25 protein-coding genes are annotated in these 26,008 nt (G+C 68.0%); 11 read left to right on the plus strand and 14 right to left on the minus strand.

All coding sequences use genetic code 11. The features are described 5' to 3' along the window. Positions 1-102 precede the first annotated feature (102 nt). Positions 103-882 (plus strand): RNA methyltransferase, encoded by a 780-nt coding sequence (locus tag C1I89_RS09685; protein ID WP_102772526.1) that lies wholly within the window; start codon positions 103-105, stop codon positions 880-882. A gap of 81 nt (positions 883-963) precedes the next feature. On the opposite strand, the gene C1I89_RS09690 is transcribed toward C1I89_RS09685, so the two are convergent. Further along, entirely contained in the window at positions 964-1,953 is a 990-nt protein-coding gene (locus C1I89_RS09690; protein ID WP_102772527.1) for a Bug family tripartite tricarboxylate transporter substrate binding protein, read from the minus strand. 160 nt (positions 1,954-2,113) lie between these two features. Here C1I89_RS09690 and C1I89_RS09695 point away from each other — a divergent pair, with 160 nt between their 5' ends. Beyond that, positions 2,114-2,875 (plus strand): IclR family transcriptional regulator, encoded by a 762-nt coding sequence (locus C1I89_RS09695; RefSeq protein WP_102772528.1) that lies wholly within the window; start codon positions 2,114-2,116, stop codon positions 2,873-2,875. 58 nt (positions 2,876-2,933) lie between these two features. Here C1I89_RS09695 and C1I89_RS09700 read toward each other — a convergent pair whose 3' ends face one another. The 5 genes from C1I89_RS09700 to C1I89_RS09720 all read right to left on the minus strand — a co-directional run bounded on the left by C1I89_RS09700 (position 2,934) and on the right by C1I89_RS09720 (position 8,903). Then, positions 2,934-3,767 carry a mechanosensitive ion channel family protein gene (locus C1I89_RS09700; RefSeq protein WP_102772529.1) on the minus strand — a complete coding sequence of 278 codons (834 nt, stop codon included), beginning with the start codon at positions 3,765-3,767 and terminating at the stop codon, positions 2,934-2,936. Between the two features lie 124 nt (positions 3,768-3,891). Beyond that, complete coding sequence (locus C1I89_RS09705) at positions 3,892-5,013, minus strand: DUF1513 domain-containing protein (RefSeq protein WP_102772856.1); 1,122 nt, start codon at positions 5,011-5,013, stop codon at positions 3,892-3,894. After that, a complete protein-coding gene (locus C1I89_RS09710; RefSeq protein WP_102772530.1) occupies positions 5,003-6,091 on the minus strand; it encodes an imelysin family protein in 1,089 nt (362 codons plus the stop codon). Before C1I89_RS09710 ends, C1I89_RS09705 begins: the two co-directional genes overlap by 11 nt. Beyond that, a complete protein-coding gene (locus C1I89_RS09715) occupies positions 6,091-7,608 on the minus strand; it encodes a di-heme oxidoreductase family protein (RefSeq protein WP_102772531.1) in 1,518 nt (505 codons plus the stop codon). Before C1I89_RS09715 ends, C1I89_RS09710 begins: the two co-directional genes overlap by 1 nt. Further along, on the minus strand, positions 7,605-8,903 hold the full coding sequence (locus C1I89_RS09720) for an imelysin family protein (RefSeq protein WP_102772532.1): 1,299 nt from the start codon (positions 8,901-8,903) through the stop codon (positions 7,605-7,607). Before C1I89_RS09720 ends, C1I89_RS09715 begins: the two co-directional genes overlap by 4 nt. A 312-nt stretch (positions 8,904-9,215) precedes the next feature. Here C1I89_RS09720 and C1I89_RS09725 point away from each other — a divergent pair, with 312 nt between their 5' ends. From C1I89_RS09725 to C1I89_RS09740, 4 genes are all read left to right on the plus strand, one after another. Beyond that, positions 9,216-10,223: an ABC transporter substrate-binding protein gene (locus tag C1I89_RS09725; protein ID WP_102772533.1), complete on the plus strand. Its 1,008-nt coding sequence runs from the start codon at positions 9,216-9,218 to the stop codon at positions 10,221-10,223. A 3-nt stretch (positions 10,224-10,226) separates the two neighbouring features. Then, complete coding sequence (locus C1I89_RS09730) at positions 10,227-11,036, plus strand: ABC transporter permease (RefSeq protein ID WP_181390913.1); 810 nt, start codon at positions 10,227-10,229, stop codon at positions 11,034-11,036. Further along, positions 11,037-11,882, plus strand: a complete 846-nt coding sequence (locus C1I89_RS09735) for an ABC transporter ATP-binding protein (protein WP_102772534.1) — start codon at positions 11,037-11,039, stop codon at positions 11,880-11,882. It begins immediately after the preceding gene. Positions 11,883-11,962: 80 nt separating this feature from the next. Further along, positions 11,963-12,517, plus strand: a complete 555-nt coding sequence (locus C1I89_RS09740) for an NADPH-dependent FMN reductase (protein ID WP_102772535.1) — start codon at positions 11,963-11,965, stop codon at positions 12,515-12,517. A 707-nt stretch (positions 12,518-13,224) separates the two neighbouring features. On the opposite strand, the gene C1I89_RS09745 is transcribed toward C1I89_RS09740, so the two are convergent. Next, positions 13,225-13,440, minus strand: a complete 216-nt coding sequence (locus C1I89_RS09745; protein ID WP_102772536.1) for a dodecin — start codon at positions 13,438-13,440, stop codon at positions 13,225-13,227. A gap of 189 nt (positions 13,441-13,629) precedes the next feature. Here C1I89_RS09745 and C1I89_RS09750 point away from each other — a divergent pair, with 189 nt between their 5' ends. Further along, on the plus strand, positions 13,630-14,136 hold the full coding sequence (locus C1I89_RS09750) for a DUF6496 domain-containing protein (protein WP_102772537.1): 507 nt from the start codon (positions 13,630-13,632) through the stop codon (positions 14,134-14,136). Positions 14,137-14,152: 16 nt separating this feature from the next. On the opposite strand, the gene C1I89_RS09755 is transcribed toward C1I89_RS09750, so the two are convergent. Further along, on the minus strand, positions 14,153-15,058 hold the full coding sequence (locus C1I89_RS09755; RefSeq protein WP_102772538.1) for a LysR family transcriptional regulator: 906 nt from the start codon (positions 15,056-15,058) through the stop codon (positions 14,153-14,155). A 136-nt stretch (positions 15,059-15,194) separates the two neighbouring features. On the opposite strand from C1I89_RS09755, the gene C1I89_RS09760 reads away from it, so the two are divergent. Next, entirely contained in the window at positions 15,195-16,208 is a 1,014-nt protein-coding gene (locus tag C1I89_RS09760; RefSeq protein WP_102772539.1) for a zinc-binding alcohol dehydrogenase family protein, read from the plus strand. A gap of 2 nt (positions 16,209-16,210) precedes the next feature. On the opposite strand, the gene C1I89_RS09765 is transcribed toward C1I89_RS09760, so the two are convergent. From C1I89_RS09765 to C1I89_RS09775, 3 genes are read right to left on the minus strand one after another with little or no spacing between them, the layout of a single operon-like run. Beyond that, positions 16,211-16,567, minus strand: coding sequence for a hypothetical protein (locus C1I89_RS09765; RefSeq protein ID WP_102772540.1), 357 nt, complete (start codon positions 16,565-16,567; stop codon positions 16,211-16,213). Positions 16,568-16,622: 55 nt separating this feature from the next. Beyond that, positions 16,623-17,519: an aldose 1-epimerase gene (locus C1I89_RS09770; RefSeq protein ID WP_102772541.1), complete on the minus strand. Its 897-nt coding sequence runs from the start codon at positions 17,517-17,519 to the stop codon at positions 16,623-16,625. A gap of 47 nt (positions 17,520-17,566) precedes the next feature. Further along, positions 17,567-18,538 (minus strand): Abi family protein, encoded by a 972-nt coding sequence (locus tag C1I89_RS09775; RefSeq protein ID WP_102772542.1) that lies wholly within the window; start codon positions 18,536-18,538, stop codon positions 17,567-17,569. Between the two features lie 212 nt (positions 18,539-18,750). Here C1I89_RS09775 and mutS point away from each other — a divergent pair, with 212 nt between their 5' ends. From mutS to C1I89_RS09790, 3 genes are all read left to right on the plus strand, one after another. Further along, positions 18,751-21,420 carry a DNA mismatch repair protein MutS gene (mutS, locus tag C1I89_RS09780; RefSeq protein ID WP_246842336.1) on the plus strand — a complete coding sequence of 890 codons (2,670 nt, stop codon included), beginning with the start codon at positions 18,751-18,753 and terminating at the stop codon, positions 21,418-21,420. Next, positions 21,417-22,610 carry a ribosomal protein uL16 3-hydroxylase gene (locus C1I89_RS09785; protein ID WP_102772544.1) on the plus strand — a complete coding sequence of 398 codons (1,194 nt, stop codon included), beginning with the start codon at positions 21,417-21,419 and terminating at the stop codon, positions 22,608-22,610. Before mutS ends, C1I89_RS09785 begins: the two co-directional genes overlap by 4 nt. A 217-nt stretch (positions 22,611-22,827) precedes the next feature. Continuing rightward, positions 22,828-23,037 carry an endopeptidase gene (locus C1I89_RS09790; RefSeq protein WP_102772545.1) on the plus strand — a complete coding sequence of 70 codons (210 nt, stop codon included), beginning with the start codon at positions 22,828-22,830 and terminating at the stop codon, positions 23,035-23,037. A gap of 181 nt (positions 23,038-23,218) precedes the next feature. On the opposite strand, the gene bamC is transcribed toward C1I89_RS09790, so the two are convergent. The 3 genes from bamC to C1I89_RS09805 all read right to left on the minus strand — a co-directional run bounded on the left by bamC (position 23,219) and on the right by C1I89_RS09805 (position 26,001). Next, a complete protein-coding gene (gene bamC, locus C1I89_RS09795; protein WP_168202091.1) occupies positions 23,219-24,343 on the minus strand; it encodes an outer membrane protein assembly factor BamC in 1,125 nt (374 codons plus the stop codon). Between the two features lie 17 nt (positions 24,344-24,360). Continuing rightward, positions 24,361-25,266, minus strand: coding sequence for a 4-hydroxy-tetrahydrodipicolinate synthase (gene dapA, locus C1I89_RS09800; protein ID WP_102772546.1), 906 nt, complete (start codon positions 25,264-25,266; stop codon positions 24,361-24,363). An 87-nt stretch (positions 25,267-25,353) separates the two neighbouring features. After that, complete coding sequence (locus C1I89_RS09805; RefSeq protein WP_102772547.1) at positions 25,354-26,001, minus strand: site-2 protease family protein; 648 nt, start codon at positions 25,999-26,001, stop codon at positions 25,354-25,356. Between the last annotated feature and the right edge of the window lie 7 nt (positions 26,002-26,008).

Consider the following 26,008-nt stretch of genomic DNA (forward strand, 5'->3'; position numbering starts at 1 on the left):
TGCGATGAGTTGGCTTGATGATAGGCCGCTTGCCGCCCCCTGCGGCCGGGGGAAATCGACCCAGAAAACCAGGAAGGCACTAAGCCAAACGTGCCATTTTAAATGACTCAAGCATTTTCACGCGTTCGCTTCATCATGGTGAACCCCAGCCACCCCGGAAACGTCGGTTCGGCGGCCCGCGCCATCAAGACGATGGGCTTTTCCGAACTGGTGCTGGTGGCCCCCAAGTTTCCGGATGTAACCAGTCAGCCCGAGGCCGTGGCGCTGGCCAGCGGCGCGCTGGACGTGCTGGAAGGCGCCCAGGTCTACGATTCGCTCGAAGCGGCGCTGGCGCCGGTGACCCTGGCCTTCGCGCTGACCGCCCGGGTGCGCGACCTCGGCCCCCCGCCCTGCGACATCCGGCAGGCCGCCGAACTGGCGCGCGGCCACCTGGCGGACACGGCCGAGGGCGTGGCTGCGGTGGTGCTGGGCACCGAGCGCGCGGGCCTGACCAACGCCCAGATCGCGCTGTGCCATCGCATCTGCCACATCCCCGCCAACCCCGAATACAGCTCGCTGAACGTGGCCCAGGCCTTGCAGCTGGCCGCCTGGGAACTGCGCTACGCGCTGCTGGCGGCCGCCGGCGCCCCGCTGCTGCCGGCCTCGACCGCGCAAGAACCCGCGCGCGGCGCCGCGCCGGCCTCCGGCGAGGCGGTGCAGGCTTTCCTGGCGCACTGGGAAGAAGCGCTCGTGGGCGTCGGCTTCCTGGACCCCGCCCATCCCAAGAAGCTGATGCCGCGCATGCGCCATCTTTTCACCCGCCTGGAGTTGAGCCGCGACGAGGTGGACATGATGCGCGGCGTCTGCACGGCCATGCTGAAGAAAAGCCGGAACGGGCAGTAGGCCGCGCAAAAAAATAGGGATGGGCCATGGCCCATCCCCACGCATCGGTCGCCGGGCGGCGCGCCGCCCGCGACACGAAGATCAATCCACTTTGGCGCCCGAGGCCTTGACCACCGGGGCCCAGCCTTCCACTTCGGACTTGATGAACTGGCCGAATTCGGCCGGCGTGGTCTTCACGCCCACCGCGCCCAGGCTCTCGAAGCTCTTCTGCACTTCCGGCTTGTCCAGCGCCTTGACCATGGCGGCGTTCAGCGTGTTGACGACTTCCGGCGGCGTGCCGGCCGGGGCGATCAGGCCGAACCACGACGACACGTCGAAATCCTTGTAGCCCGATTCCTGCATCGTCGGCAGGTCCGGCGCGCTCTTGGAGCGTTCCTTGGTCGTCACGGCCAGGGCGCGCAGCTTGCCCGACTGCACGTGCGGCCACGACGAGGGCATGTTGTCGAACATGAACTGCACCTGGCCGCCGACCAGGTCGGTCACGGCCGGGGCGCTGCCCTTGTACGGCACGTGCAGCACGTCGATGCCGGTCTTCATCTTGAACAGCTCGCCCGCCATGTGGATGGAGGTGCCGCTGCCCGAGGACGCGAACGCCAGCTTGCCCGGGTTCTTCTTGGCGTAGTCGACCAGTTCCTGCACCGACTTCACCGGCACCTGGGGATTGACCACCAGGATGTTCGGCACCTTGGCGCCCAGCGCCACCGGCGTGAAGTCCTTGGTCAGGTCGAAATTGACGTTCTTGTACAGGGTCTGGTTGATGGCGCTGGTCACGGCCACGAACAGCAGCGTGTAGCCGTCGGGCGTGGCGCGCTTGACCTGGTCGGTGGCGATGTTGCTGCCGGCGCCCGGCTTGTTCTCGACCACGAACGACTGGCCGAGGCTTTCGGTCAGTTCCTTGGCCATGATGCGGGCGATCACGTCGGTGGTGCCGCCGGCGGAAAAGCCCACCACGATGCGTACGGGCTTGTCGGGATAGGCGGCGTGGGCGGACCCCATGGCGAATGCGCTCGCGGCGGTGGCCAGAACGGTGGCGGCAAGACGCCGCAGGGCAGGCTTTTGACCCTTAGTCATAGTGTCTCCGTGCAGGTACTGTCCATAAAATGGACGATTTGAATTGTTGGATGAGGCATTCTCAGCTATACACGGCCGCTGCATCAAGGTAGAGTCCACGGTACGGACAATGGTTTTCCCTTGACCGTTCCGGAATAACCCTTAGTTTTCAGAGAATTCCATGCAAGACAGCGACGCCGCGGCCGCAGGCCCGCGCACTTTGCGGCGCGGGCTGGCCGTACTGGCCGCCCTGCGAGATCAAGGCCCGGACGGCCTGAGCGTGACCGACATCGCGCGCCTGACCGGCATCCAGCGCCCCACTATTTATCGCCTGCTGGCCGCCCTGCTCGACGCCGGGCTGGTGCTGCCCGTGGCCGGCACCAAGAAATACCGCGCCCAGCTGGCGGTGGACCCGGACACGCGCTCGCGCGATCCGCGGGTGCGCCAGCTGCTGCCCGTGCTGCGCCGGCTGGCCGACCGCACCGGCGACGCGGTGTTCCTGGTGGTGCGTGACGAGGACGATTCCATCAGCCTGCACCGCGAGATCGGCAGCTATCCGGTGCAGATCCTGGCCACCTACGCCGGCAAGCGCCAGCCGCTGGGCGTGGGCTCGGGCGGCATGGCCCTGCTGGCCGCGCTGCCCGACGATACGGCGCGCGGCATCGTCGAGCGCAATTCCGGGCGCCTGGACGAATACGGCGGCATGACGCCGCAGGAAATGTTCCGCCTGATCGAAAACACCCGCGCCCGCGGCTATTCCGTGGTCGGCAACCACGCGGTGCGCGGCGCGCTGGGCGTGGGTTGCGCCCTGCTCGACGCCCAGGGCGCACCGCTGCTGGCGGTCAGCGTCACGGCCATCATCGACCGCATGCCCGCCCAGCGCCAGCGCGAGATCGCCGGCTGGATCAAGGCGGAACTGGCGCGACTCGCCGTGCAGGCCTGAACGGCCGAAAAAAAACGGGCGCCGGGCGCCCGTTCGTACTGCCGCGTCGCGTCCGCGTTCAGGCGGGCGCGCCGGTCTTGGGGTTCTGGATCTCGCGCAGCGGGATCGGCGGCTGGAAGCCGGCCCGCTCCAGTTCGGTGCGGATCTGCTGGTAAAGGCCCCAGCGCAGGTCCCAGTACTTGGCGGCATCGGCCCACACGCGCACGTTGACGATGACGCCGTTCTCCTTGTAGTCGAACACCTTGACCTGCGGTTCCGGGTCTTTCAGCGCATCTTCGCGCGCGTCGACCAGCGCCTGCAGCTTGGACAGCACCTGCTCCAGGTCGTCGCCGTAGCGCACCGGCACCGGGATATCCAGGCGGCGCGTCTTGTTGCGGCTGTAGTTGGTGATGGTCGCGTTCCAGACGGTGCTGTTGGGCAGGGTCAGGTGGATGCCGTCGACCTGGACCAGCCGCGTCAGGAACAGGCCCACCTCTTCGACCGTGCCGTCGGCGCCCGAGCTCAGCGCCACGTATTCGCCGGCGCGGATGGGACGCAGGATGAGCAGCATGATGCCGGCCGCGATGTTCTGCAGCGTGCCCTGCAAGGCCAGGCCCACGGCCAGGCCGGCGGCGCCCAGCACCGCGATCAGGCTGGCCGTCTGCACGCCGAAGCGCGCCAGCACCGCGATCACGGTGAAGATGCGCACCGTCCAGACCACCGTGCTGTAGAACATCGGCACGATCGTGGGATCGATCTTGCTGGAGCGGGCCGCGGCCCTGCGCACCCAGCCGCCCAGCAGCGACGACACCCACCAGCCGATGACGAGGATCAGCAGCGCCACGAGCAGATTGCCGCCCAGCTCCATGAGCTTGGGAGCCCAGGCATTAAATTCTTTCAAGGCTTCTTCCATGGAATCTCCTGTAATTGCCGGTTGCCGGAAAAAACGACCAGGGACTTTATCAGATGCGGCTTGCGCCTGGCGCCGCGGCGCGGTCCCGTCGTGTCAAGGTTTGTAAGGATACGGCCGATACGGCTCAGGCGCCGGCCGCGACCTTGCGGAAATGATTGTCCCAGGCGAGTTCGCGCGCAGGCGGCAGGACGCGGTCCTGTTCCTGGCCGGCGGCGTCGACGCGCAGCATCGCGCCCGTGCCGCTGCTGACCAGAAAGCCCCCGGGCGCGGCGGGCGCCACGCCGCAGCCGTCGGCCAGCGCGGTCGTGCCCAGGCAGCGGCCGCTGGCCGCCTCCCAGTAGATCACCTGCCCGCCCACCGGGCTGGACGTGGCGACGACGGCGCCGGCCGCGTCGACCGAGACCGAGCCGACATAGTTGCGCATCTGGCGCAGCACCGGTTCGGGGCCTGCGAACAATTCCAGCCGGCCGCCGCGCCGGTGGCGGCCCACCAGCGCCGGCCGGTCGGCCGCCGGCCCCATGTACTGGCAGCCGAACCAGACGCTGCCGTCGGCGGCCAGCGCAAGATGGCGGATCGACAGGCGATGCAGTTCGGGCGCGAGCTCGTGGCGCTCCAGCAGCTCGCCGCTGGCCGCGTCGATATAGGCCAGCGACGGCCGCATCGTGTCCAGGTTGAGTTCCAGCTTGCCGTAGTCGGGATGCGTCAGGATGCCGCCGTTGGCCACGCACAGCGTCTTGCCGTCGGGCATCAGCACCACTTCGTGCGGGCCGATGCCGCCGGTGTCGAACTCGCCGACGCGGCGGTACGCGCCGCCGGCGCTGGCGTCGTACAGACCGAGCACGCCGCGCCCGGCCTCGAAATCGTTTTCGGTGGCGGCCAGCAGCCGGCCGCCGTCCAGGTAGGCCCCGTGGCCGAAGAAATGCCGCTCGTCGTGCATGGGCAGCGCCTGCGGGCCGCCCGCGCCGCGCAGCGAGAACGCCAGCGCGAAAAAGCCGGGCTGGCGCCCGAACACGACCGCGCGCCCGCCGGCCGGATCGATGGCGAAGCTGTGCCCGCGCGCCGGCATCGGCACCACCAGCCGGTCGCGTCCGGTCTCATCCAGCAGCACCGCTTCGTCGCGGCCCCCGCGCTTGCGCGCGCTGAGATACAGGACCGCGCCGTCCGCGGGCGCGGCGGCCAGCGCCGCGCCGGGCGCCAGGCCCAGCGCGGCCGCCAGCGAAAGGAAGCGGCGCCGGTCAATCGCCATCGAGCGCATTGAATCCGATCATGACGCCCAGGGCGGGCGCCAGGTCCTGGTCGACGATGGCCTTGGCGTTCTGCAGCGTCAGCGACGCCAGCGTCAGCAGCCGTCGCCCTTCTTCGCCGGCCAGCGCCTGCTCCAGCGGGACCGGCACGGCGCGCAGGGTGCGCGCGGCGCTGGCCAGCTCGCCGGTCACCGACGCGGCCATCCACTCGTCGCCCGCCGGCAGCGGATAGGCGCCGGCCCGGTAGAACGCATCGAGCGCCTCGGCGTTGGCGGCCACCAGTTTCATCGACAGCTTGCTGCGCCAGAACGCCGCGCGCTTGGGACGCGCCTGGCCGGCGCTCTCGCCCAGCACGGGCACGATCTTCACGTCGCGCGCGAACTGCAGGCCGGTCGACAAGGCCTTCATGGCCTCGGCCGCCACTTCCTGCGAATCGCGGTAGAGGTCGTTGCCGGGCTGCGGGCGCGCGAACTGGCGTCCGAAGCCGCCGTCGGCGCTCCAGGCCTGGGCCACGTCGCGCGAGATCGTGGCGACGTTGGCGGCCACGGCCCGCGCATAGCCGCAGGCGTAGGCAAAGCCCGGCGTGCCGTGCTTGTCCAACAGGGCCGGCTCGCCGTAGAGCACGTATTCCAGCGCCGGCAGGCCCTGCACCGCCACGCTGCGCCCGGCCAGCGCGCCGGGCGCAAGCAGCGCCTGGTCTTCGGCCGCGAGCAGCGCCTGCACCTGCCTGGGCATCACGCCGCGGGTGTCGGGCCAGAACGCCAGGCGCTCATAGCGGTTGGCCTGCACCAGCGGCCCGAAGCGCAGGATCTCCACACCGGACCAGGCCAGCGCCAGCCGCTCGAAGTTCTCTTCGATCCGGGCCGCGCCGGCCGCGCCGGGCTGGGCGCACCACTTGCCCAGTTCGCCCTCCAGGGCCGAGGCGGCGTCCGCCATCGTGGCCACGGCCGGACGGGCGTAGTCGCGCGCCAGCCGTTCGCCCAGGTCGGCCGGCAGCCCGTTGGCCGCGGCCCACGGCGCGGCCGCCGCCAAGGCCGCCGCGGCGGCCAGTTTCAGTACGTGCTTGGCGTATCCCGCCATTACAGAGACTCCAGGAAACGGATCAGATCGGCGCGTTCTTCGGGCGTCATCGCGACCACGCGGTCGCGCGCCGGCCTGGCCTCGCCGCCATGCCACAGCACCGCCTCCAGCAGGCTGCGCGCGCGCCCGTCGTGCAGCCAGGTGGCGTTGGGATTGACGGTCTTGGTCAGGCCGATGCCCCACAGCGGCGGCGTGCGCCATTCGCGGCCGGTGGCCTCGCCGTCGGACACGCCGTCGGCCAGCTCGTCGCCCATGTCGTGCACCAGCATGTCGGTATAAGGCCAGATCAGCTGAAAGCGGTGCTCGGGCTGCCTGGCGTTGCGGCTGGTCACGTACTTGGGCACGTGGCAGGCGATGCAATTGGATTCGTAGAACAGCTTCTTGCCGGCCAGCACGCGGGCGTCGTCGGCCTCGCGGCGCTGCGGCACCGCCAGGTTGGTGGAATAGATGGTGACGAAATCCATCAGCTTGCCCGGCACTTCCTCGTCGCCGAAGCGCGGCTGCGCGCCGTGCGGCATGTCCAGGCACTGCGGCTGCGCGGCGGTGCAGTCGCCGGAATGCCTGGGGAACAGCGGCGTGGACAGGCCCATGTCGTTGGAGAACGCGGCCGCGCTCTGCTGCTCCACCGTGGGTTGGCCGGCCTTCAGGTTGAAGCGTCCCAGCACGCGCGCGCCGGTGCGGGCGTCGGTCACCCAGTTGGCCTTGCCGACGATGCCGTCGCGCCGGTCCGAACCCACGTTGGCCAGGATATCGGCCTCGTGAATGGCTTCGAGCAGCCCCAGCCCGATCATGGGCGGGGCCAGGCGCGGCGAGATCTGCGTATCGGCGCGCAGCGGACCGTAGCCGGGGTTCTCGATGCGGTAGGTCGGCTTCATCAGCGTGGCGGTCTCGCCGCCGTTGAGCGCCACCGTGACCGGCTCGTACTCGATCTCCATGCGGCCTTCGGCCGGCAACCCCGCCACCGCGAAGTTCTGCAGCTGCACGCCGTAGACCGGCTCGGGCAGCGAGGCGATCTCGTCGGGGGCCAGCCTGGGATGGCCGCGGTCGGGACCCTGCGGCACCGCCAGGCGCAGCAGCAGCGCCACGGCGTCGGTGCGTTCGAGCGGATCGAAGCCCGGCACGGTGCCGCGTCCGTCCTTGGTATGGCAGGCCTGGCAGGAACGCGCGTTGAATAGCGGCCCCAGCCCGTCGGAGGCCTGCGTCGAGGCCGGCGCCGACACCCAGTCCTTGCGGAACAGCCCGTTGCCGACCAGGAACTGCTGGCGCCCTTCGAAGCTCATGTTGGCCGACGGGTGCGAAAAAATGTCGGCATTGATCAGCTTGTTGATGGTGGCGGCCCCGGCCTGCATGGTCTCGAAGCTCTCGACCTTGGAGAAGTCGCGCGTGGGCGCGGTGATGGCCGTGACGCGCTTGCGGTCCTCGGCGCTCAGGTCGTCGCGCCCGGCGGGCAGGTCGGGCGCGGCGGCGGCGACGGCGTGCGCCGACGCCGCCAATACGGCGGCTAATGCGAATTTCACTGGAATACGGCGTCGGGTTTGTCCAGGCTGTCGGAACCTTCGATGGAGACCTTGCCCAGCTCCAGCAGCGCGATCACGCGCTCCAGGCTGCGCGTCTGGTCGACCAGGCGGTCGATGGCGGCCTGCACCACGGCGTTGCCTTCCTTGTTGCCGTCGGCAATCATCTGGTCGTAGGTTTCCACCGTTTCGGCGCGGGTCTTCATGGCCTGCATGGCGGCGACCGTGGCGTCCAGCTTGGCGCGCACTTCGGCGTCGAGCTTGGGGTCCTTGGCGCGGACCAGGTCGGACAGGCTGGCGCCCGAGACCGTCTTGCCGTCGATGCGGGTGTACGCGCCGAGGTAGACGTTGCGGATGCCGATCTGGTCGTAATAGTGGGAGTTGTGCGTGTTGTCCGAGAAGCAGTCGTGCTCTTCCTCGGGATCGTGCAGCATCAGGCCCAGCTTCATGCGCTCGCCGGCCAGTTCGCCGTAGGACAGGCTGCCCAGGCCCGTCAGCATGGCGATCAGGCCCGCCTTGGGATCTTCCTCGACGGCCTTGCGCGCGGCGCCGTCCTTCTTCCAGTTGCCGACCATCTCTTCCAGGTCGGACACCAGCAGGTCGGTCACGGCCTTCAGGAATTCGACCCGGCGCTCGCAATGGCCGCCGGTGCATTGCTTGGGATCGAAATCCGTATGCGGGCGGTTCCCCGAATGGCGCTCCTGCGGCGTGCCCTTGCGGTCGGCCGGCGCCGGGCCGGTGCCATTCAGATCCTGGCCCCACAGCAGGAATTCGATGGCGTGATAGCCCGTGGCCACGTTGGCCTCGTTGCCATCGGCCTCGTGCAGCACTTCGGACAGCAGCTCGGGCGTGATCTTGCTGACGTCCACCGTCTTACCGCCGACCGAGATCTTCGAATTGGCGATGACGTTGACCGCGTAGTAGGCGTTCTCGTCGTTCTCGGTGCCGTACGAGGCGTCGACGTAGTCGATCAGGCCTTCGTCCAGCGGCCAGGCGTTCACGCGGCCTTCCCAGTCGTCGACGATGGGGTTGCCGAAGCGGTAGGCCTCGGTCTGCTGGTACGGCACGCGGGCCGCCAGCCAGGCCGCGCGCGCGGCCGCGAGCGTCTCTGCGCTGGGCTTGGCGATCAAGGCGTCGACGGCCTTGCGCAGCGTCCGGGCGGAAGCCAGCGAATCTTCGTAGCCGGCCAGCGCCAGGTCCGAATACGTGGCGACCACGGCCTTGGGTTCGACGGCCGCCTGGGCCACGCCTCCGAATACCGTGGCGGCCAACACCGCTCCCAACAACAACTTGCGCATCGACGTTCTCCCGTATCTGGACAGGGCCCCGCCCCCGCGGCGGTTCCCTGGTCTTTGGATTTTGAGGATGCGAGTGTAAACAATTTTCGTTTGTTGTTCAGAATACCGTCAGATACCGGGCTTTTTGTTAGCCCCTGCGGTGGTGCGCCATGCACCAACACGGCCCATGCGGCGCACCAGCCGAACGCCGCCTCTGCCTTGCGCCGCCGTTGCGGCAGGCCGGATGCGGCCTGGCATGGCTCTTGCTTGATGTCCTCCATATGCACGCGTGTTCACAAGCGCCATATCCATTGCCGACCAGGAGAGCCTCGCATGATCGACCGAAACAAGCCCTTTGCCTTCAACGCCAGCCGCCGCCGGCTGATCCGGGGCGCCGCGCTGGGCGCCGCGGCAATGGCGGCGCCCGCGCTTGTGCGGGCGCAATCGGGCCCGGTCATCCGCATCGGCTTCTGGCCCGTCGCGGCCGGCCTGCCCTTCTACGCGGCCCTGGAAAAGGGCTACTTCAAGGAGGCTGGCCTCAACGTCGAGGCGCTGAAGTTCGCCGGCCCGCAGCAAGTCATGGAAGCCATGCTGGCCGGCCGCGCGGACGGCAGCGCTAACGGCACCGGATCGGCCAACCTGGCCATCGGCGAGATAGCCTCGCCCGGCCTGTTCAAGATTTTCGCGTCCAATCCCAGCAACGCGCGCAACGTGCTGGATGAATTCATCGTCGCGAAAGACAGCCCCATCCAATCCATGGCGGACCTCAAGGGGAAAAGGGTGGGAACCGGGCCCGGCATCCAGAATTCCACGCTGGCCAAGGCGGTGCTGGAGCGCGCCGGCGTGACCGGGGCGACCGTGGTCGAACTGGCGATCAGCCAGCACGTCGCCGCGGTCGCCGCCGGTCAGCTCGATGCCTGCTACACGCTCGAGCCCACCGGCACCGTGGGCCGGCTCAACGGCACCACCCGCGTGCTGGAGGCGGGCGTCATCGCCAAGTATGTGCTGGGCGATCCGATGGCGCCGTGGTTCGGCGGATCGGCCTCGCTGACCACCGCCTTCCTCGAAAAGCATCCCGAGGAAAGCCGGAAATTCATCGCCGCGTATGCCCGCGGCATCGAGCTGATCCGCGGCAAGCCCGACGAGGCGCGCCCCTACATGAAGGGCTACACCGCGATCGAAGGCCCGATGACGCAGGCCGTGCCGCTCGCGGCCTACACGCTCTACGACGAATTCACGCCAAGCGACATCCAGTACTTCCAGAAGTACTTCGACCTCTTCGCCGAAAAAGGCGTCTTCGCGCAGAAGGTCGACGTCTCCACGATGCTTTACAAGGGCTGAGCCATGACCGCGACCGCATTGACCGCCGCCACGCCCGAGGCGAAACGGCCCCCGCGCAGGTTCCGCGCCGCCCGCCTGCTGCCGCTGATCGGGCCGCTGGCATTGTTCATCGTGTGGGATCTGGTGCTGCGGCTGCAGCTGGTCAGCCCCGTCCTGCTCCCCACCCCGGGCGCCGCCCTCGCGGCGCTGGCCAGGGGCATGGCGGGCGGACCGCTGCTGGGCGACTTCCTGTCGTCGCTGAACCGGACCCTGCAGGCCTTCCTGATCGCCGGCGTGATCGGCGTGCCCCTGGGCGTGCTGCTGGGCAGCAGCGAAAAGGCCTACCGCAGCGTCGAGTTCCTGGTCGACTTCTTCCGCTCCACGCCGTCCTCGGCGCTGATCCCGCTGTTTCTGATGATCTTCGGCGTCACCGACATGAACAAGATCGCCATCGCCGCCTTCGCGGCGGTGCTGGTGATCCTGTTCAACAGCGCCTATGGCGTGATCAATGCGCGCAAACAGCGCGTCATGGCGGCGCGCGTGATGGGCGCGTCGCGCTGGCGCATCTTCAAGGACGTGCTGATCTGGGAAAGCCTGCAGCCCACGTTCGTGGGGCTGCGCAGCGGCGTATCGATGGCGCTGGTCATCGTCATCGTGGCGGAGATGTTCATCGGTTCCGACAGCGGGCTGGGCAATCGCATCATCAACTCGCAGCAGGTGCTGAACGTGCGCGAAATGTACGCCTCGATCCTGGCGGCCGGCGCGCTCGGCTATGCGCTGAACATTCTTTTTCTCGTGCTTGAAAAGCGCGTCGTCCATTGGAGCGGCCGGTAAATGTCCACCGTCATCAATCCCGTCATCGCCCCGGCCCCCGCGGCCGCCCCCTTCACCCCGGGCCCGCTGGGCACGCACATCACGATACGCGGGCTGACCAAATACTTCGCCGGCTGGCCGTTGTACGAGAACTTCGACCTCGACATCCCCAAAGGCAAGATCGTGTCCGTCTTCGGCCCCAACGGCTGCGGCAAATCCACCCTGATCAACATGATCGCCGGCCTGATCCCGGTCGATTCGGGCGAGATCCTGTTCGACGGGAAGTCGCTCGCGCAGACCAAGATCGGCTATGTCTTCCAGAACTACCGCGAAGCCTTGTTCCCTTGGCTGCGCACCATCGACAACATCGCCTATCCCCTGCTCCTCGAAGGCCGCAGCAAGGCCCAGGTCGACGCGCGCGTGGAAGAGCTGGTGGCGTCGTTCGACGTCAAGTTCGACCTGAAGCGCTATCCGTACGAGCTGTCCGGCGGGCAGCAACAGACCGCATCCATCATGCGCGCGCTGGCTCCGGGGCCCGAAGTGCTGTTCCTGGACGAGCCCTTTTCCGCCCTGGACTTCGAGATGACCCTGTTCATCCGCGAGAAGCTGCAAGAGGTTTTCATGCAGACCGGCACCACCATGCTGCTGGTGTCGCACGATCTGGAAGAAGCCGTATACCTGGCCGACCAGGTCCTGCTGCTGACCAGGCGCCCGACCCGGGTCGCCGAGATCCTGGAGTATCGCGACGCCCGCCCCCGCACCGTGGAAACGCTGTCCGAACCCAGCTTCATCCGGACGAAGAAACTCAGCCTGGAGATTTTCCAGCGCGAAGTGCGCAGACCGTCCGCAGGCTCTCTTTCCGAATAAGAAAATGCGTAATCCGCATTGAGCCGGCTCCAGGACAGGTCTACACTGACCGTTCCTCTACCGCCTGGAGCATGCGCCTCATGAGCACCTACAAGATCGCCGTATTCGTCGGTAGCCTGCGCGCCGCGTCGTTCAATCTGCGGCTGGCGCGCGCACTCGAGAAGCTGATGCCCGCGGACTTCAAGTTCGACTACGTCAGCCTGGGAGACGTGCCGCTCTACAACCAGGACAACGAAAACAACATGCCCGCGCCCGCCGCCAAGCTCAAGCAGCAAGTCGCCGACGCCCAGGGCGTCCTGTTCGTGTCCCCCGAGCACAACCGCTCGCTGCCGGCCGCCCTCAAGAACGCCATCGACTGGGGCACGCGTCCCTACGGCACGAATTGTTGGGCGGGCAAGGCCGCCGGCATCGTCGGCACCTCGCCCAGCGCCGCCGGCACCGCGCTGATGCAGCAGCACCTGCGCAACATTCTGGCCGCCGAAGGGGCCAACGTCCTGACCACGCCCGAGGTGTTCCTGCAGTTCCACGAAGACCTCATCGACGACCAGTACAACATCACCAACGAAGGCACGCGCAAGTTCCTGCAAGGCTGGATCGACCGCTACGTGGACTGGATCAAGAAGTTCAACGCCTGATCGCCGCCGTTGCCGGCCGCGAGCCACGCTCCAGCCGGCAGAGATCGCCTGCCCTACCTCCAGGCGATCGAGCCCTCCGATGCGTCGGAGGGCTTTTTTTTTCGCCGGGGCGGATACCCCCTTGCCGGTTATCCCCGCCGACTGTGGAGAAACTTGAGGAAAGCCTTGGGGTAGAACCGAAATCCCCTGTCGCGCCAAGCACTTGCAAGCGGCGATCAAAAACTGCGCAATCCGTCTTTTGGATGATTTCGGGCGGGTTTATCCACCGGAAAGCGCCGGTGGCGCGCTGGCCGGACCGCCGGTGTGGATTTGTCCCCGCATTCTGTGGAAAAGCATGAGGACAGCATGAGGGCAGCTTGGGATTCCCCTTGCACATCAATGACCTGCAGACGGTGGTCAAGAATGGCCCAGCCACCTCGCCGCGGCCCGCCGGTTGTCCCCGGGAAATGTGGATAAGCCTGAGGACAGTCTCTGCGCAGCTGCAAAATTCCCTTGCCCGCCAAAGACTTGGGGGAGCCGGGCAAGAAACGCGCAGCGCCCCGCACCGGTCCGCGCATCGGCGGCGCGGCCTCGCGCACGCCATCGGCGTCCCGGGCTTGTCCCCACCGGATGTGGACAAACCTCTGAACAGTCGCATGACAAGCTGAAAAAACGCTTATCCGACAGTCACTTGGAAGCCGTGCTCAAGAAAGAAGCAGCCCGCGGGCTCAGTTGTCCCCTTCCAGGCGCATGCCGATCTTCAAGCCGACCTGCCAGTACGCCACCTTGCCGTCCTTGATGTGGCCGCGCACTTCGGTGACCTCGAACCAATCCAGATTGCGCAGGGTTTCGGATGCGCGCGCGATGGCCTGGGTGATGGCGTCGTCGGTGGACTTGGTGGAGGAACCCACCAGTTCGATTTGCTTGTAGACATGATTCGACATAGCTCGTCTCCGCGTAGGGGTGTGAGTCGTGAATCGCAGGTCCGGCGGCGATGTTCCGGCGCTTACGACCGGCAATCCATTCGAACACACAGCATACGCCCACGGCGCTAGAGTGGTGTTACGAGTTCCGTCGCGCCGGACTCGGCGCACGCGGACCCGCATCCGCAACGCAAGCAAGGAGGTATCGTCATGCCTGAACGAAAAACCCTGGAACGAGCGGCGCGCGACAAACGTCAAGGCAAATCCGCATCCACGCAGGCCGGAGAATTCGTGCGCGAGGAAATCGAGCACGTGCGCGAAGGCAAGCACGGGGTGCGCTCCACCAAGCAGGCGATCGCCATCGGGCTGTCCAAGGCCCGCCGCGCCGGCGTCAAGCTGCCGGCGCCCAAGAAGGCCAGCACGGCCACCAAGCGCAAGGCCGAGCAGGACAACCACGCGGGCGCCGACGGCCATGCCAAGTCCGCCACGCGCGCCCGCGCCACCACCAAGGCCCTGAAGCGCGAGAGCGCCAAGCCGGCGTCGCGCTCCGCGCTGTCGCGCCATGCAAGCGCGTCGGCCTCCAAGCGCAGCGCAGCCGCGCGTTCGGCCGCCGCCAAAAAGGCCGCCGCCACCAAGGGCGCCGCGGGACGCTCGGCCGCCGCCAAGAAAGCCGCCCGCACGCGCGCGGCCAACCGGGCCAGCCACGCGCACCATTGAGCGCGCGGCGTGTCAGCTAGCCTGCCTCGAATTGCCTGAAGCGTTCCTGGAGGAATTCGCGCAGGCGCCGCACGGCCGGCGACAGCAGCATGCGGTGCACGCAAAGCAGATACAGCGGCGAGGATTCGCCGGTGTAATCGGGCAAGGCTTCGACGAGCCGGCCGGCGCGCAGGTCCGACAGCACGTCGTAGCGCGACTTGTAGGCCACGCCGTGGCCTGCAAGCGCCCACCGGCGCACGAGCTCGCCGTCGTCGCCCACGCGGTCGCCCTTGACCGGCACCGTCAGGGCGGAGCCGTCGGCGCGCAGAAACGTCCAGCGGTCGTGCAGCGTTTCGCCCAGCACGAACGACAGGCAGTTGTGGCGGCGCAGGTCCGCCGGCGCCTGGGGCATGCCGTGGCGCGCGAAATAGGCGGGCGAGGCGCAGACCGTGCGGCGGTTGTGCTCTGACAGCGGCAAAGCCACCAGCCCCGAATCGGCGGGTTGGCCGTAGCGCACCGCGAGGTCGACCGGCTGGCGGTAAAGATCGGCGAGGCGGTCGCTGATCCGCACCTGGAAACTGACGCGCGGGTGCTGCTGCTGGAACTCGTCGAGCCAGGGCAGCAGCACGTGCCGGCCCAGGTCCGACGGGATCGACACCGACAAGGCGCCCGAGATCTCCGTCTTGCTGCGCGCCACCGCGTTCTTGCCCGCCTCCAGCGTGGAAATGGCGGAACGGGCGTACTCCAGGTAGCGCTCGCCGTCGCCGGTCAGCCGCAGGCTGCGGGTGGAGCGCACGAACAGGCGCGCGTCCAGCGCCTGCTCCAGGCGCTTGAGCGCGGCGCTGGCCGCCGCCGGCGTCAGGTCCAGCTCGCGCGCAGCGGCCGAGAAACTGCCCTGGTCGGCCGCGGCCAGAAAGATCCTGAGGTCCTCGAAGCGCACCATGCCCGCTCTCATTTTCAACGGATGTTTGAAACTGACTGCGATGCTAGCCCGTTTTTCATTGTTGCGGACTGGGTAATCATGCTTGTGTTCCTAACCCGTCGTCCGCGCCACCCTCTGACCCGAAGCGAGCCCATCCATGAAAGCCATCGCCTACTTCAAGAACCTGCCCGCCGACCACCCCGAGTCCCTGCAGGACATCACCGCCGCCGATCCCGTGCCCGGCGACCGCGACCTGCTGGTCGAAGTCCGCGCCATTTCCGTCAATCCGGTGGACGTGAAAATCCGCGCCAACCGCAAGCCCAAGGACGGCCAGCCTGAGATCATCGGCTGGGACGCCGCCGGCGTCGTGCGGGCCGTCGGCCCCAAGACCAGCCTGTTCAAGCCCGGCGACCGGGTCTGGTACGCGGGCGCGCTGACCCGCCCCGGCGCCAACAGCGAACTGCATGCCGTCGACGAACGCATCGTCGGCGCGATGCCGGCCAGCCTGGACTACGCCCAGGCCGCCGCCTTGCCGCTGACCACCATCACCGCGTGGGAATTGCTGTTCGACAGGCTGCGCGTGCTGGACAACCGCGCGCCCAGCCAGCGCAGCCTGCTCGTCATCGGCGCGGCCGGCGGCGTGGGATCGATACTCGTGCAGCTGGCCCGCCAGCTCACGGGCCTGACCGTGATCGGCACCGCGTCCCGTCCGGAAACCCAGGCCTGGGTGCGCGAGCTGGGCGCGCATCACGTCATCGACCACACCCGGCCCCTGACCGGGGAACTCAAGCGCATCGGCTTCGAGCACGTCAGCGACATTGCCGCGCTGACCCACACCGACCAGCACTTCCCGCAGATCGCCGAGGCCATCGCGCCGCAAGGCAGGGTCGCCCTGATCGACGATCCCGCCGCCATCGACGTGCGGCTGCTGAAAGCCAAGTCCGCCTCGCTGCACTGGGAATTCATGTTCGCCCGGCCCCTGCACGACACGCCCGACCTGATCGCCCAGCACGAATTGCTGAACCAGGCGGCCCGGCTGATCGACGGCGGCACCCTGCGCACTACGCTGGGCGAACACTACGGCAGGATCAACGCCGAAAACCTGCGCCGCGCCCACGCTTTCATCGAAAGCGGCAAGGCGCGCGGCAAGGTCGTGCTGGAGGGGTTCTAGCCCTACCCCTGCGCCTGGCGCCTGGCGCGGGCGTGGGGGTCCTTGATCTCGGCTTCCAGTTCGGCGATCAGCCATTCGAACCAGCCGTTCTCGGTGCGCGCGTAGACCGCGGCGGCCGGAATCTTGCCTTCGCGCCAGCCCGGCTGGTGCGCGTCCATCCAGGCCGACAGGCTCTTGTGCGGCGCCAGCAGGCCGGACATCCATGCCCACAGATAGTCCGGCACGCTGCGCCGAAAGCCCTTGGCACAGGCGTAGAGCGTGGGCTCCAGCGGCAGGTTGCCGCTGCGGGCCAGCCTGGCCTGAACCCTGCGCAGGATCTCGGCTGCGGCCTGCAATTGTTCGGTGCTGAGCTTTTTCACGACGCGACTCCCTGGACTTGGTTTGCCCGGATTATCGCCGCAGCCGGGGGCGCTTTCAAAACGCCGGTTCCAGGCCCAGCAAGGCGGTCGCGCTGAAACGCGCGCCCGGCTCCAGCACCCGCATGCCGGTGCGCGCATCGCCGCCGGCCGCCAGGTTGAAAGCGTCCGCCACGTTGGTCACCGGTTCCACGCAAAGAAAGTCCGACCCCGGCGCCGAGTACACCACCAGGTGCGCGAAAGCCGGATCGGCGTGCATGGACAACCGGTGGCCCTGCGGCCAGTGCAGCGTGGCGCGCCCCTCCCATTGCGACAGATAGGTATCGCAGCCCTCGGCCGAAAGCCGCAGCTCGCGCACATGCCCCACCCGGCTGCCCGTCGGCAGCCCCTCGGCGTCCGCCGGCCAAAGGCGCCGGGCATGCAGCGTCACCCGCTGCGCCGTGAAATAAGGATGCAGCCCCAACCCGAACGGCATCGGCGTCTCGCCCTGGTTGACGATGGACAGCGCCACGCTCAGCCCGCGCGCATCCAGCCGGTAGCGCTGCACGCACTCGAAGGCCCAGGGCCAGCCCAGCACGCCGGCCGGCTGCTCCAGCACCAGATCGACGCTGTCCGCGGCATGGTTGCGCACGCGCCAGGGCAGGTACAGCCCGGCGCCGTGGATCGCGTGCGGCCGCCCCGGCAGCGATTGCAGCGCGTGGCGCGCGCCGTCGAACACGAACACCCCGTCGCGGATGCGGTTGGCGTAAGGCGCCAGCGGATAACTGCCGGCGCGCGGCCAACGCGCCGCCGGCCACGCGGTATCGGTCAGCGGCACGATCCAGTCATGCCCGCCCGTGGCCAGCCGCGTCAGCCGCCCGCCGCCGTCGGGCGCGAACTCGGCCATATGCGCTCCGCTGGCGATGGTGATGCGGGCGCTGGCGTCCAGCGTTTCGGCAATGGTGAGGGTCTGCATAAGTGAGTACGGTCTATCGAGGCTTGCAGCCTAGCGTACTTGAGGCGTCATGGCTGCCACAACGGATGCTTGCGCCAGTCGGACGGAAATCCCATGTCTGCAAGCGACAGGCGCGAGCCCGCCGGAAAACTCTCCAGATGCTGCCGCAGACGGACCGGCCAGCTCGAATTCGGGCTTGCCATCCGGACGAAATGCAGCAGGATGCAAAGCACGATGAACAAGCGCGAACCCACGGCCGGCCGCCCCAGCAGAACATCGAAAGCACGAACCTGTCCCGGCGCGGGCAACTTGGGCTGATCGATTAGATTCTTGTTCCAGAGCCAGCTATGGTGAGCCGCCACATTCCGAACGAAATTCACCGACCGCAGCCAGCTTTGCATCAACTGCCATCCGGGCAGCCCGTACTTCGCCGCGATTGCGCTTGCATCGTCCACCTTCATGCCCTGATAAAAGGTCGACAGCATTCCGAACTCCCACAGCTCGACGGCCACCCAGATCGGCAACGGCTCGCCATACTTCTGCTGGTAGTGCCTGACAAAGTCCTCTTTCGAACGCGACACCACGTTCCGGTACCGCTCCAGCCAGACCTGGTGACGGGTGCGCCCGCTGGCGGGAATGACCTTCCTGGCGAAGTTGCCATGCAGCAGCGCGGGATTCGAGTGCGCAAACGGATCCCTGGCCCCCAGCAGGTAGGACACATCCACCCGCAAGGCAACTTCGATACGTTCGACGGCATCGAGCACCAGCAGGCGCAGCCGTTTGTCGAAAACGTACAGCGACAAGACCTGCTCGAAGCTGCTGTCCGGTTGAAACTCATCGAGCCGCCGTAACGGCTGTCCGCTGGTGCCGGCGGACTTCCCGATCCGGCGCAGCGGATACCAGTAGGCGCTCAAGCGGTAATACCCTATCCGCTGCAGGCAGGACAGCGCCGCGGCGTCATCGGTGACGGTCAAGCCCCGCGTTTTCAGCAAGGCCAGCTGCTGTTCGAAGCTCAGATAGGGCTTGTCATAGGCGTACATTGCTGGCCCCAAAACGAGACTGGCCCAAAAACGAGAAAACCCGCCCGTACATCTTTCGACGCAGAGGGGCGGGCCGTGTTGCCGTCGATTGTAGCCGGCCCCGAATGGCGGGTTCAATCCTGCTTGCGGCAAGTCCGTATACGCTTGGCCGGCCGTGGGATGGGCATCGTGCGCCGCCCCCATCCCACGCGCCGCCCGATACAATCACGGGCATGAATTCTGCAACGCCCCACTCCGCCGCCGACGCCCTCGCGGGCCACACTCCCATGATGCAGCAATACCTCCGCCTGAAGGCGGAGGCCGGTCCTTTGCTGCTGTTCTACCGCATGGGCGATTTCTATGAAATGTTCTACGAAGATGCGGAGCGCGGCGCGCGGCTGCTCAATCTGACGCTGACCAAGCGCGGCTCTTCCAACGGCACGCCGATCCCGATGGCGGGCCTGCCGGTGCACGCCATGGAGCAGTACCTGGCCCGCCTGGTCGCGATGGGCGAGTCGGTCGCCATCTGCGAGCAGATCGGCGATCCGGCCGCGTCCAAGGGGCCGGTCGAGCGCCGCATCGTGCGCATCGTGACCCCCGGCACGCTGACCGATGACGCGCTGCTGCCGGCCAAGGCCGACCGCGCGCTGGCCGCCGCCTTCGTCACCGGCCCGGCGCGGGCGCCGCGCGCCGGCCTGGCCTGGCTGAACCTGGCCAGCGGCGAGTTCCGCGTGACCGAATGCGCGCCGGCCCAGCTGGAATCGGAACTGCACCGGGTGGCGCCGGCCGAGGTGATCTGCGCGGACAGCGCGGAGTTCGATTTTCCGTTCGAATGCGCGCGCACGCGCGTGCCGGACTGGCACTTCGAGGCCGACAGCGCGCGCGCGCACCTGCTGTCGCATTTCAAGACCGACACGCTGGCCGGTTTCGACGTCGAGGACATGCCGGCCGGCGTCTGCGCCGCCGGCGCCCTGCTGCGCTACGCGGCCCGCACGCAGTCGCAGGCCCTGGCCCACGTGCAAAGCCTGTCGGCCGAACGCGCCGGGCAGTACGTGCTGCTGGACCCGGTCACGCGGCGCAACCTGGAGCTGACGCAGACCTTGTCCGGCGAAGATTCGCCCACGCTGTTCTCGCTGCTGGACGGCTGCCGCACGCCGATGGGCAGCCGCCTGCTGCGCCGCTGGCTGCATCACCCCTTGCGCGAGAACCAGCAGGCACAGGCGCGCCAGCAGGCGATTTCCGCGCTGCTGGCCGGCCGCATGGACGTGGAGCAGACCTTCGGTGCGGCCGGCTTTGGCTCGGCCGGGCTGCTGGAATCGCTGCGCGGCGCGCTCAACGCCTTTCCGGACATCGAGCGCATCGCCACGCGCCTGGCGCTGCGTTCGGTGCGCCCGCGCGAGCTGGCCAGCCTGCGCGACGCGCTGCAGGCCCTGCCGGCGCTGCGCGACCTGGTCGAACCCATGGCCGACTCGCCGCGGCTGGGCGAATTGATCTCGCACCTGTCGGTCGACCCGGCGCTGGCCGCGCTGCTGGCGCGCGCCATTGCGGCCGAGCCCGCCGTCGCCATCCGCGACGGCGGCGTGCTGGCCGCGGGCTTCGACGCCGAGCTGGACGAATTGCGCGCGCTGGCGGCCGACGGCGGCGACTTCCTGGTCCAGCTCGAAGCGCGCGAGCGCGAGCGCACCGGCATCGGCAACCTGCGCGTGGAGTTCAACCGCGTGCACGGCTTCTATATCGAAGTCACCAAGGGCCAGACCGCCAAGGTGCCCGAGGACTACCGCCGCCGCCAGACGCTGAAGAACGCCGAACGCTACATCACGCCCGAACTCAAGACCTGGGAAGACAAGGTGCTGTCGGCCCAGGACCGTTCGCTGGCGCGCGAGAAATGGCTGTTCGAGCAGTTGCTGGACGTGCTCGCCGAACACGTGCGCCCGCTGTCGGACTGCGCCGCCGCGCTGGCCGAGCTGGACACGCTGGCGGCGCTGGCCGAGCATGCGCGCCGCCACGACTGGGTCGCGCCCGAGCTGTCCGAGCAGGCCGACATCGACATCGAGGCCGGCCGCCATCCGGTGGTCGAGCACGCCATCGAACGCTTCACGCCCAACGGCTGCCGGCTGGAGCCGGCGCGCCGCATGCTGCTGATCACCGGCCCGAACATGGGCGGTAAATCGACCTATATGCGGCAGGTGGCGCTAATCGTGCTGCTGGCGCGCATCGGCAGCTTCGTGCCGGCGGCGCGCGCGCGCATCGGCCGGATCGACCGCATCTTCACCCGCATCGGCGCGGCCGACGACCTGGCCGGCGGGCGCTCGACCTTCATGATGGAGATGACCGAGGCCGCCGCCATCCTCTCGGCCAGCACGCCCAACAGCCTGGTGCTGATGGACGAGATCGGCCGCGGCACCTCGACCTACGACGGCCTGGCGCTGGCCTGGGCCATCGCCTGCCGGCTGCTGGCGCACAACCGCGCGCTGACGCTGTTCGCCACCCACTACTTCGAACTGACCCGCCTGCCGGCCGAACAGCCGGCCTCGGCCAACGTGCACCTGGCCGCGGCCGAATCCGCCGGCGGCATCGTGTTCCTGCACGAAGTGCGCGAAGGCCCCGCCAGCCGCAGCTACGGTATCCAGGTGGCCCAGCGCGCCGGCGTGCCGCCGGCGGTGATCCGCCAGGCCACGCGCGAACTGGAACGCCTGGAAGCCCAGGGCGCGCCCACGCCGCAGCTCGGCCTGTTCGCGGCCGCCGCCGAGGCCGACGCCCAGGCCGACGCCGCGGCCGAGCGCTCCGATGCCTTCGAGGTCCTGGACGCCCTGCGCGAGGAGCTCGCCGCCATCGACCCCGACAGCCTCACCCCGCGCGAAGCGCTGGACGCCCTTTACCGCTTGAAGAAGCACCTCCAATGAACCTCGACCGACCCTTGACGCTGCTGGGCGACCAGAGCCCCAACGACTTCATGCGCCGCTACTGGCAGCGCAAGCCGCTCCTGATCCGCCAGGCCATCCCGGGCTTCAAGCCGCCGGTCACCATCGCCGCCATCAAGAAGCTGGCGCGCCGCGACGACGTGGAGTCGCGCCTGATCTGGCGCGAGAACGGCGAATGGCAGATGGAGAACGGCCCCTTCGCACGCCTGCCCAAAGACAACGAAGGCGACTGGACGCTGCTGGTGCAAAGCGTGGACCTGCACAGCGACGCCGCGTCGGAACTGATGCAGCTGTTCCGCTTCATACCCGACGCCCGCCTTGACGACGTGATGATCAGCATCGCCAGCCACGGCGGCGGCGTGGGCCCGCATTTCGACAGCTACGACGTGTTCCTGCTGCAGGCCGCCGGCGAGCGCGAATGGCGCTACGGACGCCAGAAGGACCTGTCGCTCACGCCCGGCCTGCCGCTGAAGATACTGAGCCGCTTCGAGCCCGAGGAAAAGGCGGTGCTCGCCCCCGGCGACATGCTGTACCTGCCGCCGCAGGCCGCGCACGACGGCGTCGCGGTGGGCGACGGCTGCATGACCATCTCCATCGGCTTTCGCGCGCCCACGCAGGCCACGCTGGCGCGCGGCCTGCTGGAGGCGGCCGCCGACCAGGTCATGGCGCGCGTCGGCCTCCTGGGCGGCCCTTACGGCGAACCCGCCCTGCCCGGCCCGAAGCTGTCCGCGGTCTACCGCGACCCCGGCCAGCCGGCCGTGGACACGCCGGCCGCGCTGCCCGACGCGCTGGTCGCCGCGACGCTGCAAACCGTCGAGAAGCTGCGTTTCGACGACGCCCTGGCCTCGCGCTTTCTGGGCTGCTGGCTGACCGAGCCGAACAACCTCAGCGTGTTCGACGCCCCGGAAGGCATGGACGTGGATCTGGAAGAGGACTGGCCCGCCGGCGGCCGCCTGGTGCTGGACCGCCGCAGCCGCATGCTGTATCGCGGCAAGCAGCTGTTCATCAACGGCGAGACGGCCATGGCGCCGGCCGAAACCGCGCTGCGCGCGCTGGCCGATGCGCGCAGCCTGGACTGCGCCGATCCGTCCTGCGCGCGGCTGTCCGACGAGGCGCGCTCGTGCCTGGCGGACTGGCTGGATTCGGGCTGGATCCACTACGTGGCGGCGTAGCATCTGGAAACGGGTACGTATCCGTCCTGCACAGAACGAAATCAGGTCTGTGCGCGGCGTCACATCAAGAAAGACATAACACGAAGCTGAAAGGTTTGTTGCCGTTGGGAAGCCACCTTTTTAACTTTCACACGCGATCGGCCTGCGTGTTCCTGTAGCCTGAATACTGGTTTCCCCTAACGGGGTTTCAAGAGTCGTCATCTACAGGAGTCTAAAAATGATGAGCAAAACCTTGATTATTGCGTCGGTGCTGGCTGTTGCGCTCAGCGCCTGCAACAAGAAGGAAGATGCTTCGGCGCCCGCGACCAACCCCGCTCCGGGCGCCAGCACGCCTGCCCCCACCACGCCGGCTCCGGCCCCCACCCCGGGCACCACGCCGGGCGGCGGCACGACCACGCCGGGCGGATCCACCACGCCCGCTTCCTGATTCCACTCAGCGACGAACCCCCGCTCGGAGAGGAAGCAGGCAGGCCCCGACAGTGCGAACTGTCGGGGCCTGCTTGCGTCGGCGTCCACGCGCAGGCAGGACGCAAAAAAAAGAGGCCCCGTCATGACGACGGGGCCTCTTTGCTCGATCCGGGCGGCGCCCGAGCGCCGCGCCGTACCGATTACATCTTGTCCTTCAGCACGCTCAGCAGGCGCTGGGCGGTGGCGCTGTTGTCGCGCGCGCCGTTGGCGTCGAGCACCGTCACCAGAGTCTGGTCGCCGGAGCCGGCCAGGTGGATGCGGTATTGCGGCGCCTCGGCCTTCTTGTCGCCGGAGAACATGCGGCTGAAGAAGCCGGGCTGCTCGATCTTCTCGCCGGTGTCGGTGTCGACGTAGCGGACGAAGTAGTCGCCGGCCGAACGGTCGCGATCGTCCACGGCGAAGCCGCCGCCGTCCAGCGCCACGCCGACGCGGCGCCAGGCGCGGTCGAACGATTCGCTGACGACCAGCGAGGTGCCCTGCGCGCGCACGTCCTGCTGCACGGCCGGCTTCTGTGGCGAGGCCTCGGCCTGCTGCACCAGCTTGCGGGCGTTGTCGACGTCGGAGCCCAGGTACACCATCATGCGCGCCAGCATGGCGGCGTTCAGGCCCGGATCTTCCTTGCCGTTCTGCCATTGCACCTGGCCGCCGTCGACGCCGACGCGCTTTTCCAGCATCTGGCGATGGCTGACGTAGACTTCGGTGTGGCCGTTGACGCGTTCGACGCGCGTGCGGAATTTCTCGCGCTCGCCGCTATCCCAGGCCGATTCCAGGATCATGCCCAGGGCCTGACGCAGCCAGCTTTCGGGGATCTTGGCGCGGTTTTCCGCCCAGTCGGTTTCGATCAGGCCGGCGCTCGGGTTGTTGCTGGCGACGGTGAAGCCGTTTTCGGTCCAGAAGTCCACCAGGCGCGGGAACACGTCCTCGGGCGGACGGTCCACGACCAGCCAGCGCAGGTCGCCGTCGCGCTCGACGCGCATGTCGTTGCGCGCGGGCAGCACGTTGCTGGTCTTGGGCGCGCTGGCCTGGGCCTGGCCCTGCTGCTGGAATTGCGAATAGGTGGTCGAGCCCGAGGCGGGCGCGCGGTAGCGCGGATCGCTGTTGGCCTGGGTCAGATCGGGCGGAATGCTGAGGGGCTCTCCGCGCTGCGTGACTGCGCTCTTGTAATTGACGGACTCTTCATTGCCCAGGAGCTGGTTGACCTCGCTGCAGCCGGCCAACAACACCAGAGACATCAATGCCGACAAACCGGCATGACGTTTGTTCATACGTATCCTCACGATATTTAGAGCAGGCCCGCATCCTGAAGCGCTGCGCGCACCGTCGCGTGGTGCTGCGCCCCCAGTTCCACCAGCGGCAGCCGGTAGCCCAGTGCGGTGCGGCCCAGTTCGGACAGCGCCCACTTGACGGGGATGGGATTGGCTTCAACGAACAAAGCCTTGTTCAGACGCGCCAGGCGTGCATTAAGTTCACGCACCTTGGGCACATCGCCGGCCAGGGCGGCGGCACAGAGCTCGCGCATGAGCCTGGGCGCCACGTTGGCCGTGACGGAGATGTTGCCGCGCGCGCCCAGCAGGATCAGGGCGGCCGCGGTGGGGTCATCGCCGCTGAAGACCTGGAAGCCGGCCGGGGCCTCGCGCAGCAGCAGGCCGCCGCGCGCGATGTCGCCGGTGGCGTCCTTGATGCCGATGATGCCCGGCACCTCGGCCAGGCGCAGGATCGTGTCGTTGCTCATGTCGGCAACGGTACGGCCCGGCACGTTGTACAGGATGGTGGGCAGGTCCACCGCTTCCGAAACGGCGCGGAAGTGGCGGTACAGGCCTTCCTGCGAAGGCTTGTTGTAGTACGGAACCACCGACAGGCCGGCCTGCGCGCCCACGGCCTTGGCGTGGCGGCTCAGGTGGATGGCTTCGTCGGTGGAGTTGGCGCCGACCCCGGCGATGACCGGGATGCGGCCCGCCGCGTGTTCGACGGCGACGCGGATCAGCTCCGCGTGTTCTTCCATGGAGACCGTGGGCGACTCCCCGGTGGTGCCCACCACCACCAGCGCGTCGGTTCCTTCCTGGACATGCCAGTCGATCAACGACCGGTAGGCAGCGTAGTCGAGGCTGCCGTCGGGCTGCATTGGGGTGACCAGGGCCACCATGCTGCCCTGGAAATTAACGCCTGCGGCGGTTGCAGGGGATGCCATAAATGTAGGGCTCCAAGGCCCCGCGGCAGGATGCCCCAAGGCCAGAATCTGTGAAACAGGTGAGTTTAACGGATATTGGCCAAAATCTTATAGAAACCACTGAACGATTGTCGTTCCCAACGCCAGCACCGGCCGCATGAAAAGCCAGAGCACATCCGTCACCAGCAGCACGATGACGATCACCAGCCCGTAGGGTTCGATTTTCGAGTACTGCCAGGCCATGCGGTTGGGCAGCAGGCTGAACAGAATGCGTCCCCCGTCCAGCGGCAGGATCGGCAGCAGGTTCAGCGCCATCAGCACCAGGTTGACGTTGACGCCGGCCACCGCCATCTCGAACCAGAACGATTCCTGCAGGCCCGAATCCAGGAACAGGCGCAGCGAGAACGCCCACAGGATCGCCATCAGCAGGTTGGCGGCCGGCCCGGCCAGCGCCACCCACAGCATGTCCTGCTTGGGTCGGCGCAGCCGGCCGAAGTCCACCGGCACCGGCTTGGCCCAGCCGAACAGCAGGCCCGGGCTGCCCATCAGCTTGGACGCCAGCAGTATCGCCACCGGCACCAGCAGCGTGCCGACGGGATCGATGTGGCGCGCGGGATTCAGGCTGATGCGGCCGGCCTCATGGGCGGTCGGGTCGCCGAACATGCGCGCCACGAAGCCGTGCGCGGCCTCGTGCAGCGTGATGGCGAAAATGACCGGAATCGCGTAGACCGCAATGGTTTGGATGATGTCGTTCATGGCGAAC

It is taken from the genome of Achromobacter pulmonis, assembly GCF_002885955.2.
In the GTDB taxonomy this organism is placed as follows: Bacteria; Pseudomonadota; Gammaproteobacteria; order Burkholderiales; family Burkholderiaceae_B; genus Achromobacter; species Achromobacter pulmonis_A.